The organism is Corynebacterium sp. NML120713, assembly GCF_001875735.1.
Lineage (GTDB): Bacteria > Actinomycetota > Actinomycetes > Mycobacteriales > Mycobacteriaceae > Corynebacterium > Corynebacterium pseudogenitalium.
Window position 1 is genome coordinate 1 of sequence record NZ_MLCR01000009.1, and the last position, 14,697, is coordinate 14,697.

A 14,697-nucleotide genomic window follows, 5' to 3' on the forward strand; every position below is an offset into this window, starting at 1 on the left:
TGCAGCAAGCTGAGGCCGCGCAGGGCAGCGCGAAGGTTGCTGTTGTAGGTGACCCTGAGCTTCACCGTGGTGAGAATACGGTGAGCTTGAAGGTTCAAAATCCTGGGTTGGATGCGGCCCGGATGCGTGTTGAGGTTGTCTACCCGTCGGGGAAGGCCGAGCAGGTTGTTACGGTTGCGGGCCAAGGCGAGGCGACGGTTGCGCTGCCAATCAGTGTTGGTGTGGTTAAGACGTCGTCGTTGCCGTTGGATGTGCGTGTGGTCAATGAGGATGGCTCCCAAGCCTTTGCTGGCCGGTTTGATGTTGCCGCGGTCATGGATGCGGATGTTGATGGTGATGCGATGGCTGGTGCAACGCGTGCGCCGAAGCCGGATGCGCAGGCTGCCCCGACGACGGCGAAGGCTGGTAAGCATGAGTCTTCGCAGCAGTTGACGACGGCGCAGCGCCCAGCGGCGAGTGTGCAGGATGATCGTCAGGATGCGGCAAGCAAGGATCGTATCCAGGCGGAGGGTGAGACGAATATCGCGGCGATTGTTGCTCCGATTGTGGTGCTGTTGCTGTTAATTGGTGGTGGTGTTGCTGCGGCGATGGCTGGTGGGCTGCACTTCTAGCCAGACTGTAGGCAGGGCTGTGGGGCTTGTGGTGCCGGGAGTGTTCCTGGTGGCACAGGCCCCTTTTCGTGTGGTGTGGGGTTCAGGATAGTTCCCCGAAGATCGGAACTATTTTTCGGTGGCGTGAGGGGTTGTGGGGCGGCGCACCAGATTCCGGGTTTTGCTCTCGCTGGCAATCGGAATCCCCAGGTCCGTGCCTTTCCGCGATGGGAATGTGGTGCCCAGCCAACATACAGGCAGATAGTACTGAAGCGCCCCATGGTTTGCGTGTGTCGCGTGTGAATAGTGTGACTGGTGTGCGCTAGAGTGTCGCGTATGTATGTAGCCCCTAGACTTCGCTCTGCAACCGCGGCTTTTGTAGCCGCGACGCTTGCCCTTGCGCTTACTGTTTTTGCACCTCAATCTTTGAGCTCCCACGCGGATGCTCAATCGATCCCTGGTCTGATCTCTGGCGTTGATGTGGCTGATCACCAGCGCCCTGGTGGTGCGCCAATCAACTGGAAGATGGCTGGAACAGTCGGTGGGCAGCACTTTGCGTTCGTCAAGGCGACTGAGGGAACGACGTACAAGAACTCGTTTTACGAAGAAGATGTCAAAGCTGCTGCAGATGCAGGTTTGAAGGTCGGTGCATATCACTATGCGCGACCGGGGATGGACCCTATTGCGCAGGCTCGCCACTTCGCAAACGTCATTAACGCTGGCCCTGCGCAGCAGCTGCCACCAGTTCTTGACCTTGAGGTCGATGAGGGGCTTGGTCCAACACAGCTCGCGGCGTGGACGCAGATCTTCCTCACTGAGTTGGAGCGTGCATCGGGCAAGCGGCCGATGCTCTATACCTACCGTTATTTCTGGTACGAGCGGATGAACAACACCAACGCGTTTACTAGCTACCCGCTGTGGCTTGCCGCATACCAGAACCAGCCGCCACGTCCGGTCGGTGGCTGGGACAAGTTGACGTTCTGGCAGCGCAGCGACTCCGGCCGGGTCGCTGGTATTCCGGCGACTGTCGATATGAACTTGTTTAACGGCACCGGTGCACAGTTCGGCGGTTTCGCCGCTGGCAATCTCGGTTCCGCAGGTGGCGTCCTTGAGACGTTCCAGGTGCCGGACTCCGATCAGCTTGAGGTTCTGGAACAGAACAGCACGGCGCTGGTCGTCGCGATCCTCGCGTTGGCTGCCGGTGCCCTGGGTGCATCACAGGTTGCGTCGGAGGCTGCGAAATTCGGCTTCGATATTAAGGACGCAAACAACATCGCTGGCCTTGTCCAGCGCCTGGCTTCTCAGGGCGAACTGCCCGTGGATGACCTGCGTAACATGATGATTGGTGATTACCAGGTTGGCGACCTGCTGATCCTGCTAGATAACGCTGCGCACTAGACGTCGGTAGGCGCGTCGTAGCGAGGGCTCGTAGCAAGGCTACGGGCCCATTTTTCGTGCTTGAACTGCGCAGGCACGGCGCCTTTGAGCAGTTCACGGTTTAGCGAAGGGCTGGCCTCGATTGGGGTGTTTGCACCGATAAGGACGATGTTGCCGTAGCGTCGACCTTTCAGCATTGGTGGGTCCGCGATTGCGGCAACGTGTGGCCACACTTCGAGCATGCCAGCCAGTTCTTCCTTCGCTTCTTTGAGATCCGCGTGGCTGCCGCAGTTTGCCACATATATTCCTGACGGGCTGAGTGATTTCCGCGCTTGCTCGAAGAACTCCACCGTGGTCAGGTTTCGTGGAGTGATCGCTGATGAGAAGACATCGCGAATGATGATGTCGCGGGTGTTGGGTTTGAAGCTGTCGGTGACTTCGCGGGCGTCACCGACTCGTATTTTAACGACCGGTGAACGGGGGATATCGAAAAGTTCGCGGGCGAGCTCGGCAAGTGACATGTCAATTTCCACGACAGTGTTGCGCGAGCCGTTCCACTTAGAAGCAAAGTAGCGGGGCAGTGTGCAGGCAGCGCCACCGAGGTGGGTTAGGCGTGGTTTGGGCCAAAGGGGGACGTCGACAAGCTGTTGGTCGTTCAGAAAATCAGCGATCCACCTCATGTATTCGAAGTCCAGCCGTTCGGGGTCGCCGGGGACGATGTGGGAGCTCGGCACGCCGTTGACGAGGAGCACCATGGAGCCGTCCGGTTCGTGGAGAACCTCCGCGACGCCGGTATCGATTTCATGGAATTCACTTTTTGCTGCCATGCACAGTGACAGTACCTTACGCCTTCACGTCGGCATGGCGCAGGTACACGACGGACGCAAGCCACGCTGTGGCAGTAAGCAGCAGGGTGCTTGCGAGGACGCCGGACACCGCATTCCACTCGAGGATACCCGAGCCCGCGACTGCGTTACCGCCCATCCACAGCATCGTGGCCACGCCGACGGGAGGAAGCAGAAACTGCGCTACTGTGGCGCCGGCAGCAATTGCACCAAAAGCGACGAGGCTGGCCACCACGCCAAGGGCGACTGGCATGGCAAAGTTGCGGACCAGCATTGAAGCGAAGCTTTGCCACGCGGCCACTGCCATCGCAGGAACCACAGCGAGTAAGGACGATGCGAGTAGGGCCATCGGCGGCATGCCTGATAGGCCAGCGACCCAACCACCGATAGTGCTCAAGACGATGAACACGCACTGCATAATTGAGGTCATCGCGATGAGTACAGCAAGTTTTGCGGTGACCAGACTCGCCGCCGATCTGGACGAGGTAAGCAACGTGTTCCAGTTGCCGCCACGGTGCTCAACGCGCCACGTGGAGGACGCGAGAATCGAAATACCCGCCACCATGAAAAGCATGCCGTAAAATAGCGTTGCCTGGGACCAATAGCTCGTCCACCCGGATTCCAAAGTCTCAGAGTTGGCGGCGTAGTTGCCAGCACCGAAGACGACGGAGACGAGTGGGATGGCGACGGCAACGATTGTGATGTAAGTGCGCCGAAGTTTACAAAACTCGTTAACGATCATGTCCATGATTAGATTTCTTTCCTGTCGAGTATTCGCGTTATTGCAACGAACCCTGTAGCGAGCAACACGACGTAGACACACCACGAAGCCCAACCTGGTTGCGTAGGAACTGCGCCTTCGTTAGCGAAGGTGTATGGGAGTAGGACTGCAAAATAGCCGAAGGGGTTCATCTCAGCGAGCCACACAGGGGAAAGCAGCGAGGTGATGCCGAGGAAGCCTCCCGCCACGCCAAATGCCAGCACTCCTACTTGCGATTCAGTGACCGCTGCGAGCACGAACATGGCGCTGGTGATCGCTAGGCTAGTGACAACGGCTGCAACTCCGTACACTGCCCAGGCTCCAGCTGTGCTTCCGCTAGGCAGCGGCGCACCCAGCAATACTGGTAGCGCGATGCACGCCGTGAACTCCATCAGCTTGAGCGTGACGATGAGAGGCGCCACTACTCGGAACTTTCGTCGCAGCAGCGAGCCCTTGCGGACGCCAGCAACCGCGTTGAGCAGCCACCCGCCACTTGCATGCTCGTTATCGACGGCGCGACTGGCAATGAGCGCTAATTGCAGTGGGGTGAGAAATGCGAGCGACATCGCAACCGCAATCAGTTGGCCCGACCATGCTGCCTCCGGGGCAGCGGTGAACGCGTCGATTTGGCCGTCTGAGAACAAGCTCATACAAGCGAACAGTACGATGCCCAGGGAGAGCACGCCGCCCAGTAGCGAGATGTGCGTACGACGCAGCTTCAAGAATTCGATGCTCATGCGCTAAGCCCCTTGCGTCCTGTCATCCCAATAAAAAATTCTTCCAGGCTGCGGTGCTTTCGCAGAACCTGGTAGATCGGGACTCCGTGATGGACGAGCTGCGCGCATGCAGTAGCAACGGCCTCCTCGGTAAGTCCGGGTAGTTCTACGCCCCCGGAAACGATGCGTGGTTGCAAGTCTCGTAGAACTTCGGTGGCAACGGCTGCCTGTGGGGTTTGGACGTAGACGTCGGGGAGGTGGGCGTCGAAAAGCTGCTGCTTCGAGCCTTGAAATATGAGCTTGCCTTGGTTGATAATGCTGAAGCTGGTGGCCATCTTCTCCATTTCGGAGAGCAAGTGACTTGAAACGAGGACAGTACGGCCTTCGTCGCGTGCGAGACTGATGATAAGCTCGCGGATTTCTTCGATACCTGCAGGGTCGAGGCCGTTGGTTGGTTCATCGAGGATGAGCAATTGAGGGTCGCGTACGAGCGCGATTGCGATGCCGAGGCGTTGCTTCATGCCGAGCGAATAGTTCTTGACCTGTTTGTCCATGTGCTTTTCCAAGCGAACAAGTCGTACCGCGCGCTGCGCGTTTGCAGAATCGGCTTTGAATAGACGCGTCACAATCTTCATGTTCTCCGCACCGGTGAGGTGCGGGTATGCCGCTGGCGACTCGATGAGTGAGCCGATGCTAGCGAGTACCTCGCCGCGTGTTGAGCGGGTCATCGGCTGCCCCAGCACGGTGATCTCCCCGGCAGTTGGTGTGGTCAGGCCGAGCAACATTTTCATTGTGGTTGATTTGCCGGAGCCGTTCGGACCCAGGAGCCCGTGCACGGCGCCCTGCGGAACCTCAAGCGAAAGCTTGTCGACGACTGTGTGCGCACCGTAGACCTTCGTCAGGCCCTTCGTAGTAATGATTGGTGAGTTCATGGTGTTCACTATCGCCAAGTGAGGCTCCGAAAGCGTCGGAGCTTGGTACGATCTTGCAGGTCATACCGGGGGATGATGGTGCTTAGCCGTCGAGGAGATCGGAACGATCGACAAGGCCCGTGCGATAGGCGAAGAGCGCCGCATGCACGCGGTCGCGCGACTGGGTCTTGGACAAGATCCTCCCGACATGCGTCTTCACCGTTGGCATGGAAATGAACATGCGCTCAGAGATCTCCGAGTTTGACCAGCCGCGACCGATTGCGATGAGTACTTCGCGCTCGCGGGCAGTGAGCTCGCCAAGCGCCATGCGGTCAGTCGCAGAAATTGAAAGCTCCTCGTCGGCGTGTGCGGCTTGGCGCGTGCTGTGAGAGATCCGAGCAATGATGCGTTTGGTGGCGCGCGGAGAGATGACGGCATCGCCAGCAGCGACGGTACGGATGGCGTCGAGAAGCTCCTCGGGTTGTGTGTCCTTGAGCAAGAACCCACTGGCGCCGGCCCGCAGTGCGTCCACGACGTAATCCTCGTCATCGAACGTGGTGAGGATAATGACCTTGGTTTGCGGGAAACGGCTGGCGTACTCGGCTGTCGCGGCAATGCCGTCGAGGATGGGCATTTGCACATCCATCAGCACTACATCGACCGGGTGGGATGCCTGTTGCTCGAGTGCCTCAGCGCCGTTCGAGGCCAGCCAATCGACGCCCAAATCTGTCTGGGAGTCGATGACGAGCTGGATACCGTGGAGGAAGAGTGCCTGGTCGTCGACGATCCCTAAGCGAATTGTGCTCATGCATGCTCCAGCGTGTCGGGGTGTATCACTCCGGCGAGACCTTGCTCAACGTAGGGGATTCGTACTTGCGTGACCCACTCTGCACGCCCGCTGTTGGTGGGGGTGGGGCCTGCCTGCAAAGTTGCCCCGATAAGAGCGGCGCGCTCCCGCATCCCACGCAAGCCGTGGCCATTGACAAGGCTTGCTGCAGTGCCATCGAATCCATTGTTCACACGGATTACCACTTGTTTTTCCTCCCACGTCACATCAAGCAAAGCAGCGCCGTCGCCGTGTTTGAGCGCATTCGTGAGAGCCTCCTGGACCACGCGTCTGGCCGCAAGGGACGTAGCAAGTGGTAGCTGCTCTGGTGCAGATCCCGTTTGCGAGTAAGTGATATCCAGGCCGCCGAGTCGACTCGTACGAACCAGCTCTTCGAAATCTAGAGACACTGGTGAAGGTTCCACCGACCGCGACTCGGGCGCACGAAGTAGCGCGACCACTTCGCGCATTTGCGCCAGGGATTCCCGTCCGACCTCTCCGATTACTCGAAGGGCTTTGTCGCAGTCCCCGCCGTAGCGTCCGCCATCGGCCTGCGCAACAATCACAGTGAGCGAATGGGTAACCACGTCGTGGATCTCGCGGGCAAGGAACGCGCGTTGCTCAGACATAGCCTGTTGAAGCTCGATCCGTTGCTGCCGCAGCGCCTGCTCGAGCTCGCGGGTTGCGGCTTCTTCGGTCCGCCTGCGTAGCTCGCCGAAGAGTCCAGCCGCCACTAGCAACGTGGCGCTCCACGCGAGGTAGGGAAGCTGCTGCTCAAAGGGCATGCTCCGAGGCACGGGCGATACGAGTGAGAGTGCCACGAGGTCTCCTGTAACGAGCGCAATGGCAGCGAAGTCGCGAAGAACTGGGCGAACATTGCGACGGATGATGTAGGCAGTGAAGACCCCAACGACAATCACCGCTACCGTGAGGTTCGTGCTGAATGCACGCATCCCCAATAGGACGAATGCGGTGAGCACAGTTGCAGTTGGCCATCGCCAGCGGGAAAAAGGGGCGACGATAGCCCACAGCAGGAGAGGTACGACCGCCCATGCAGATCTCGTGGCACTCAGGACACCAAGCGAAGCACACACGCCGAGGACAAAAGCGATGCTTGCGTCACGCATGCGGATCGGCATGCGGGCAGTAAAGGGAGGCATATCCATAACCTAATCGACCTGCGCAGGGCTGTCGTCATGCCACGGTATGATTCGCCGGGCGCTTTCCTTCTCCTTCTACTCGCGGGTACACTTCCGCCACATGCGAGTTTTAGTGGCGATGAGTGGAGGCGTGGACAGCTCGGTGGCCGCAGCACGCCTTGTCCAGGCTGGCCACGACGTTGTGGGAGTGCATCTGGCGCTCTCACAGGACCCGCAGGCCACCAGAGAGTCGGCACGCGGGTGTTGCTCGCTGGAGGATTCTGCGGACGCTCGACGTGTGTGCGACAAACTCGGGATTCCATTTTATGTGTGGGACTTTTCCGATCGCTTTAAAGCCGAGGTTATTGATAATTTCGTGTGGTCGTACGAGCATGGTGAGACCCCGAATCCATGCCTGCGATGCAACGAGAAAATCAAGTTTGCGGCCCTGCTCGAACGCGCAATTGCACTTGGTTTCGACGCCATTGCAACCGGGCATTACGCAACTATCGACGAAGACGGGAACCTGCGGCGCTCGGTGGACCCGCTGAAAGACCAGTCTTATGTGTTGGGAGTGCTGACGCGTGATGAGCTTGACAAGTGCATCTTCCCAGTCGGCGATACGGAAAAACCTCAGATTCGTGAGGAGGCGGCAGCGTTCGGGTTCGCTACCGCGCAGAAGCCGGACTCCTACGATATTTGCTTTATCCCGGACGGCAACACCCAGGCATTTTTGGGTAGGTCCATCGGTATGCGCCCAGGAATCGTGCGCGATCAGGACGGCACCGAGCTCAAAGAGCACGACGGCGCGTTCCAGTACACCATCGGACAGCGCCGCGGCCTCAACCTTCGCGTGCCAGCCCAGGACGGAAAGCCGCGCTACGTCACCGATGTCGACGCCACCACGGGCACAGTAACTGTCGGGCCGCGCGAAGCGCTCAAAGTCTGGCAGATCGACGCAGACCGCCTGAAAGTACTGCATCCGGCGATGCAAGGTGAGTTCGCGGCCAATGTACAGATCCGTGCGCACGGCGGGGTCGTCGCCTGCCACGCACGCGTTGAGGGCAACAGCATGCATCTCGAGTTGGAGACGCCCCTGGAGGGAGTCGCGCGAGGGCAGGCTGCCGTGCTGTACTTGCCTGACCCGGACGGGCGCGGTGACGTGGTGCTGGGGTCCGGCACGATTTGTGGGACTTCGAGCGTGCAACCATGACGGCGTTCGGCCTCGGGGAGTTGCCCGGCACAGACCTCGTCACTGCCGCGGACGTTGTGCTTTCAGAATCACCGCTGCCACACATTCCACAGCTGCCAGAGCGTGGGATCGGGAGTGACCTGATTGGGCGAACAGCCGCGTTGCTCGACATTCCCATCGACCGCGGTCCGCGCGGATGGCGCGTTGGTACCCAGCACCGGGCGGTGCGTGACCAGATGGATCGCGACCTGGATGTCCTGGAATCGCTGTGGGCCGGCAAGCTCGATGCGATCAAAGTCCAGGTTGTCGGTCCTTGGACACTTGCAGCAGAAATTGAGATGCGCAATGGACACCGCATGATCACGGACACTGGTGCGCTGCGGGATGTGACCGAGGCGCTTGCACAGGCTATTGACGATCATCGAGAAGATGTGGGGCGTCGATTAGCTCCGACAGTGCTGCAAATCGACGAGCCAAGCCTCGACGCCGTGATGAGAGGCTCACTGCGTGGTGCGACTGATGCCGAACGCATCCCGGCATACCCAGAACCGGAGGAGCGCCTCGCAGGCTTTGGTAAGTACCTACTCCACGCGCCAATGATGATCAACGTCCCTTGGCAGACCGTAGACCTTGCGGACCTACAATCAACCGCCGAAAAAGACCGCTTTGCGCAACTGCTCGATCGCGGCAGCCGCTTCGCGCTTGCACCCATGCGGCCAAGGGATGTGTGGAACGTGCTCGACGAACTCCAAACCGACCCTGAGGCCTGCAGCTTCGACGTGTGGGCACGACCCGCGGATACGTTGAAACAGGCCGCTGCGAACTACCGTGAAGCCGCTGAAATGGCGGAAGGGCTGCGCTAACTCGCATCCCCGATCATCGGCCACGACGTCGTGAGGTTTGAGACATCACGCCCCTTCGACTCGAAGAACTCCCGCAACTCTGTTTGGAGTTTGTAGTACTCCACGGCCTGAAACTCCATCAACTCGTCCGTGCTCATCTGGGCGAGTTCAGGGTAGGTGGAGCGGACCTGCTTCCACGCAAGACGCGCAGCGGCGGTCGCATCAGCCGTCGCATCGTGAGCGTTGTCGAGCTTCACTCCGTACAGCTCGCACAGAGCGCCGAGGTTGCGTTTCCCCTTCCTGTAGCGGTCCTTCGCCCGGTCGATGACGAGAGGGTCGAAAACCGGGCCGGTTACAGTGAAGTCTCCGGTGAGCTGTCGTAGCACAGAAAGGTCATACGGCGCGTTAAAAACGATGAGAGCGAGGCCGTCCTCCCAACCGCGCTTAATCATGTCAACTGTTTCTTGCAAGACCTCATCGTGCGGGCGGCCGTGCGCGCGGGCGTACTCCGTGGTGATGCCGTGGACCGCGGCAGCCTCTGCGGGGATCTCAACCCCTGGGTCCGCGAGCGCCTCGTGCGCGTTCGCCTGCGCACCGTCGATCGTGACAAGGGAGGACGTCACAATACGAGCAGTGCGTGGGTTCACAGAAGTCGTCTCGAGGTCGAAGGACATCATGCGGGATGCGTCGAAGAAAGCCATGCACATTACCTTACTAACCGTGTCGGACAGAGACGCTAGACTTGCACGTTATGAACGAAAATGTGAACGAATTGCCTGCTAATGACGTCGATGTGCGTCGACTCTGGGATGAGATTGCCAGCCAAGTTCGTCACCATCGGGATCTGTACTACAACAGCCAACCCGTTATTAGTGACGCCGAGTTTGATGAGCTTTTCCAGCGCTTGGTGCGACTTGAGGAAGAGCACCCCGAGCTCGCTGTTCCGGACTCACCGACGATGCAGGTCGGTGCGCCGACCGGCGGTGCGTTCGACGATGTCGAGCACCTCGAACGGATGATGAGCCTAGATAATGTTTTCTCGGAGGCAGAGCTACGAGACTGGCTGGCAAAGGCGCCGGGCCCGTATCTGACAGAGCTCAAGATCGACGGGCTTTCGATCGACCTCGTGTATGAAAACGGCGAGCTGGTTCGCGCTGCTACGCGTGGTGACGGGCGCGTGGGCGAGGACATTACGGCCAATGCAAAGGTCATTGAAGATATTCCGCACCAGCTGCAGGGCGATGCCCCGGCGCTAGTCGAGGTGCGAGGGGAAGTTTTTATCCGGCCCGAGGACTTCCCAGATCTCAACGCTGCTCGCATCGAAGAGGGCGGGAAACCGTTCGCGAATCCGCGCAACGCGGCTGCCGGAGGCTTGCGTCAAAAGGATCCCGAGGATGTGAAAAAGCGCAAACTGCGGATGATTTGCCACGGCATCGGTGCGCGCGAGGGGTTTGCCCCGAAGACCCAGCACGAAGCCTACGAGCAGATGGCAGCCTGGGGGCTGCCAGTGTCTGAATACACAAAGCGCGCAGCAACTGCTGATGCGGTGGTGGATGCCGTTCGCTATTGGGAACAGCACCGCCACGACGCGATCCACGAGATGGATGGGCTCGTTGTAAAAGTCGATGCGGTTGAGGAACAGCGCCAACTAGGAGCGACGTCGCGGGCGCCACGGTGGGCGATCGCGTACAAGTACCCGCCGGAGGAGGTCACGACGAAACTGCTCGATATTGAGGTTTCCGTTGGGCGAACTGGCCGAGTAACACCGTACGCGGTAATGGAGCCGGTTTTCGTGTCTGGTACGACTGTCGCCATGGCGACGTTGCACAATCCGACCGAGGTCCGCCGCAAGGGCGTCCTCATTGGTGACACGGTCGTAGTGCGTAAAGCTGGCGAGATTATCCCTGAGGTGTTGGGTCCCGTCGCAGATCTTCGCACTGGAGAGGAGCGGGAGTTCGTGTTCCCCGCGGAGTGCCCAAGTTGCGGGGCAACGTTGGCGCCTGCGAAGGAAGGGGATGCGGACTGGCGCTGCCCGAATACGCGTTCATGCCCGGCCCAGCTGGCGCAACGTCTGAAGTACCTCGCCAGTCGCGGCGCCTTTGACATTGAGGCGCTGGGCGAAAAGGGCGCGCAGGACATGATTGACACTGGTGTGATCCAAGACGAGGGCGACCTGTTTGATCTCACAGAGGAAGACCTCAAGAAGTCACAGGTCTACACCACGAAGAAAGGTGCGGTAAATGCCTCTGGCCGCAAGCTACTGGAGAACCTCGACACTGCGAAAAATGCCGATTTCTGGAGAGTCCTCGTCGCGCTTTCGATTCGACACGTCGGTCCGACCGCAGCTCGTGCGCTCGCCTCCCGTTACGGCAACATGGAAGCGCTTGTCGACGCCCCACTGGAGGACCTTGCGCAAACAGACGGAGTAGGCGCCATCATTGCGGAATCGTTCCAAGAGTGGTTCCGCGTTGACTGGCACCGCGAGATCGTCGAAAAGTGGACAGCTGCTGGCGTGACGATGGAAGTTGATGCCGCCGACGTTGCTCCGCAAACCCTTGAGGGGATCACCGTGGTGGTGACGGGCACGCTCGAGGAATACACGCGTGATGGCGCGAAAGAAGCGATCGTGTCGCGTGGTGGTAAGGCGTCGGGGTCTGTGTCAAAGAAGACGGACTTTGTGGTCGTCGGCGAAAATGCCGGTTCAAAAGAGCAAAAGGCGCGTGAGCTCGGCCTCAGGATTCTCAACGAGGAAGAGTTCACGCGCCTGCTCGAACAGGGGCCAGAAGGAGTTGAAGACTAGGAAATTATCGAACCGATGATGGTTCCCAAGTCTCCGATCTGAGCTACCTCTGATGCAAGGAAATCAGGGCCACCGATGCGACCGACAACGAGAATGTACTCGGAGGCGCCGAGAGGAGTGATGGCAAGCGCGGTATCGAGTTGCCACCACGACTCTGGTGTCCACGTGTCGTTGTCCGGAACGAGCACCCGCGCATGCTCGAGTGGCGGCATGATTGGGTGGGATTGGTCATCTTCTGGTGCAGCCTGGGAGGCGCACAGGCGGTCGAGTCCTTCGGGGGTGTGCTCCAGCACCACGGCCCAGGAAGAGGTCATGGCCTGGGGGATCATCACGGTTAACTCGTCGAGTGCCTGCTTCGGCTTGTTTGCAAGCTCGGCGATTTTCGCCAGCATCCGGATGTGCCCACTGCGGTCAACGCGCCCAGTGAACGGGCGGATCGAATCAACTTCAACGCCGTCGATGGCTGAAGCTGCTGTAATGAGTACGTCGACCATCGTTCCGGTGGGCAAGCTGACAACAATGTCGTCAGTGACGGTACCGCTTGGATCAGTCTCGACGATGTCGACGGACTGAATATTTGCGTCGATTACGCCGAAGGCTTCTGCGAGTTCGCCAAGACTGCCGGGTAGGTCGGGCAAGGTCACTCGTACGAGGTAAGACATAGGCTCTTTTATAGCACTGCATACGGACAGCATGCTGCCAATTACATGAATATATGCATGCAATTGTAAAAATGAGGCGAAAAGGGATGGGGCGATGGTGTGGTGTTGCCTAGTGCGATGCGGGTTCTGGGGATAACGTAGAATGAACACGTTTTAGTGGCTAACCTACGGTAAAGATTGGACTTCACATTGGCTGAGATTTCACGCGATGAGGTCTCCCGCATCGCACGCCTCGCGCGAATTGCGTTGCAGGAGGATGAGCTTGACCAGATCGCCCAGCAGCTCGACACCATTGTTGACGCTGTTTCGAAGGTGCAACAGGTCGACACTGATGGGGTGGAGCCGATGAGCCACCCCCACTCGATTGACGCTGGCATGAGGCCGGACGTCGAGAAGAAGACGTTGACGCAGGCGCAGGCCCTTGACCAGGCCCCTGAAGTTGATGAAGAGCGCTTCGTAGTTCCACAGATCCTTGGAGAAAGTGAGTAGGCATGACTGAGTACACGCTTCCATCTGAAGGCATTGTGTCGCTTCCAGCTCACGTGCTTGCACAGAAAATCCAATCCGGCGAGCTGACGTCGCGCGAGGTTACCCAGGCATTCCTGGACCGCATTGCGGAGACTGATAACGAGCTCGGGGCATTCCTGCATGTCGGCGCCGAGGAGGCTCTCGCTGCGGCAGACGAGGTGGATGCCCAGGTCGCTGCTGGTAAGCCGCCGGCTTCAAAGCTGGCTGGTGTACCACTGGCACTGAAAGATTTGCTGGTGACGACGGATGCTCCGACCACCGCTGCATCGAAGATGCTTGAGGGATACCGCAGCCCGTACGACGCTACGGTAGTCCGCAAGTTGCGCGAGGCCGGTATCCCAATTCTGGGCAAGACGAACCTCGACGAGTTTGCGATGGGTTCCTCCACTGAGAACTCCGCCTATCAGGTCACCCGTAACCCGCATGACCTCGAGCGTGTTCCGGGTGGATCTGGCGGTGGTACCGCTGCTGCACTTGCCTCTGGCCAGGCACCAATTGGTATTGGCACTGATACCGGTGGCTCTATTCGTCAGCCGGCATCGCTGACAGGCACCGTCGGTGTGAAGCCGACGTACGGCGGTGTTTCCCGCTACGGTGTGATCGCTTGTGCGTCATCGCTGGATCAGGTTGGACCGTGTGCGAACAACGTCCTCGACACCGCGTTGCTGCACGAGATTATTGGCGGCCACGACGAGTTCGACGCCACAAGCGTTGACACTCCGGTACAGGAGCTCGCAGCTGCCGCTGAACAGGGCGCTTCGGGCGATCTGTCTGGTGTGAAGATCGGACGCGTGAAGCAGTTCTCGCGCCCAGGTACCCAGCCAGGCGTCACTGAGCGTATCGACGCCGCCTTTGCACAGTTCGAACGTCAGGGCGCAGAGATCGTCGAAGTGGACTGCCCGAGCTTCGACGACGTCATGGGCGCGTACTACATCATCCAGATGTCCGAGGTTTCGTCGAACCTAGCGCGCTTTGACGGTATGCGCTATGGCCTGCGCACGGGTGACGACGGCAAGCACTCTGCGGAAGAGGTTATGGCGTCGTCCCGTGGTGACGGCTTTGGCCCGGAGGTGAAGCGTCGCATCATCCTCGGCACGTATGCGTTGTCTGTTGGTTACTACGACGCCTACTACCTGCAGGCGCAGCGTGTGCGTACCCTCATCGCACAGGATTTCCGTCGAGCATTTGAGAAAGTGGATGTCATCGCTGGCCCTGCCGTTCCTCAGACTGCGTTCAAGATCGGGGAGAAGGTCGACGATCCGTTGGCAATGTACAACTTTGACCTCTTCACCTTGCCGTTGAACCTGGCAGGCCTCCCGGGCATGAGCGTCCCGGCAGGGACGGCAAGCGATACTGGTCTTCCTGTTGGCCTGCAGATTATTGCTCCTGCTTTTGAAGACGAGCGCCTGTACCGTGTTGGCGCGGCGTTTGAGGCTGGACGCTAACTTTCTCATCTGTCATATCCACCACGACCCCGCAGGTTACTGCCGCGGGGTCGTTTTCATTTTG

At 59.3% G+C, this 14,697-nt stretch carries 15 protein-coding genes; 7 read left to right on the forward strand and 8 right to left on the reverse strand.

The genetic code is table 11. The features are described from left to right. On the forward strand, nucleotides 1–611 hold a 611-nt coding region (locus BJP06_RS12055; protein ID WP_177224259.1), incomplete at its 5' end, for a hypothetical protein. Nucleotides 612–926: 315 nt separating this feature from the next. Continuing rightward, complete coding sequence (locus BJP06_RS04425) at nucleotides 927–1,988, forward strand: glycoside hydrolase family 25 protein (RefSeq protein ID WP_070479191.1); 1,062 nt, start codon at nucleotides 927–929, stop codon at nucleotides 1,986–1,988. Here the strand turns inward: BJP06_RS04425 and BJP06_RS04430 are convergent. The 6 genes from BJP06_RS04430 to BJP06_RS04455 all read right to left on the reverse strand — a co-directional run bounded on the left by BJP06_RS04430 (nucleotide 1,985) and on the right by BJP06_RS04455 (nucleotide 7,185). Next, nucleotides 1,985–2,794, reverse strand: coding sequence for a spermidine synthase (locus BJP06_RS04430; protein WP_071572952.1), 810 nt, complete (start codon nucleotides 2,792–2,794; stop codon nucleotides 1,985–1,987). The genes BJP06_RS04425 and BJP06_RS04430 overlap by 4 nt on opposite strands. A 16-nt stretch (nucleotides 2,795–2,810) precedes the next feature. Next, a complete protein-coding gene (locus tag BJP06_RS04435; protein ID WP_083433196.1) occupies nucleotides 2,811–3,560 on the reverse strand; it encodes an ABC transporter permease in 750 nt (249 codons plus the stop codon). 2 nt (nucleotides 3,561–3,562) lie between these two features. After that, nucleotides 3,563–4,309, reverse strand: a complete 747-nt coding sequence (locus BJP06_RS04440) for an ABC transporter permease (protein WP_070479188.1) — start codon at nucleotides 4,307–4,309, stop codon at nucleotides 3,563–3,565. Then, nucleotides 4,306–5,220, reverse strand: coding sequence for an ABC transporter ATP-binding protein (locus tag BJP06_RS04445; protein WP_071572953.1), 915 nt, complete (start codon nucleotides 5,218–5,220; stop codon nucleotides 4,306–4,308). Before BJP06_RS04445 ends, BJP06_RS04440 begins: the two co-directional genes overlap by 4 nt. An 82-nt stretch (nucleotides 5,221–5,302) precedes the next feature. Continuing rightward, the gene (locus BJP06_RS04450; RefSeq protein WP_070362596.1) at nucleotides 5,303–6,007 is read right to left on the reverse strand and encodes a response regulator transcription factor; all 705 of its coding nucleotides are present in this window, start codon (nucleotides 6,005–6,007) and stop codon (nucleotides 5,303–5,305) included. After that, the gene (locus BJP06_RS04455; RefSeq protein WP_143110538.1) at nucleotides 6,004–7,185 is read right to left on the reverse strand and encodes a sensor histidine kinase; all 1,182 of its coding nucleotides are present in this window, start codon (nucleotides 7,183–7,185) and stop codon (nucleotides 6,004–6,006) included. Before BJP06_RS04455 ends, BJP06_RS04450 begins: the two co-directional genes overlap by 4 nt. A gap of 100 nt (nucleotides 7,186–7,285) precedes the next feature. Here BJP06_RS04455 and mnmA point away from each other — a divergent pair, with 100 nt between their 5' ends. Beyond that, nucleotides 7,286–8,377: a tRNA 2-thiouridine(34) synthase MnmA gene (gene mnmA / locus BJP06_RS04460; RefSeq protein WP_071572980.1), complete on the forward strand. Its 1,092-nt coding sequence runs from the start codon at nucleotides 7,286–7,288 to the stop codon at nucleotides 8,375–8,377. Then, a complete protein-coding gene (locus BJP06_RS04465) occupies nucleotides 8,374–9,219 on the forward strand; it encodes a methionine synthase (RefSeq protein ID WP_070362593.1) in 846 nt (281 codons plus the stop codon). The genes mnmA and BJP06_RS04465 overlap by 4 nt, the downstream gene beginning before the upstream one ends. Here BJP06_RS04465 and BJP06_RS04470 read toward each other — a convergent pair. After that, nucleotides 9,216–9,899 carry a 3'-5' exonuclease gene (locus BJP06_RS04470; protein ID WP_071572955.1) on the reverse strand — a complete coding sequence of 228 codons (684 nt, stop codon included), beginning with the start codon at nucleotides 9,897–9,899 and terminating at the stop codon, nucleotides 9,216–9,218. The two genes, BJP06_RS04465 and BJP06_RS04470, sit on opposite strands and share 4 nt — an antisense overlap. 50 nt (nucleotides 9,900–9,949) lie before the next feature. On the opposite strand from BJP06_RS04470, the gene ligA reads away from it, so the two are divergent. After that, the gene (gene ligA / locus BJP06_RS04475; protein WP_070362592.1) at nucleotides 9,950–11,998 is read left to right on the forward strand and encodes an NAD-dependent DNA ligase LigA; all 2,049 of its coding nucleotides are present in this window, start codon (nucleotides 9,950–9,952) and stop codon (nucleotides 11,996–11,998) included. On the opposite strand, the gene BJP06_RS04480 is transcribed toward ligA, so the two are convergent. Then, entirely contained in the window at nucleotides 11,995–12,660 is a 666-nt protein-coding gene (locus tag BJP06_RS04480; protein WP_071572956.1) for an amino acid-binding ACT domain protein, read from the reverse strand. The genes ligA and BJP06_RS04480 overlap by 4 nt on opposite strands. Nucleotides 12,661–12,849: 189 nt before the next feature. Here BJP06_RS04480 and gatC point away from each other — a divergent pair, with 189 nt between their 5' ends. Further along, a complete protein-coding gene (gene gatC, locus BJP06_RS04485; RefSeq protein ID WP_070362590.1) occupies nucleotides 12,850–13,149 on the forward strand; it encodes an Asp-tRNA(Asn)/Glu-tRNA(Gln) amidotransferase subunit GatC in 300 nt (99 codons plus the stop codon). Between the two features lie 2 nt (nucleotides 13,150–13,151). Next, nucleotides 13,152–14,633, forward strand: coding sequence for an Asp-tRNA(Asn)/Glu-tRNA(Gln) amidotransferase subunit GatA (gene gatA / locus BJP06_RS04490; protein ID WP_070362589.1), 1,482 nt, complete (start codon nucleotides 13,152–13,154; stop codon nucleotides 14,631–14,633). Nucleotides 14,634–14,697: the final 64 nt, after the last annotated feature.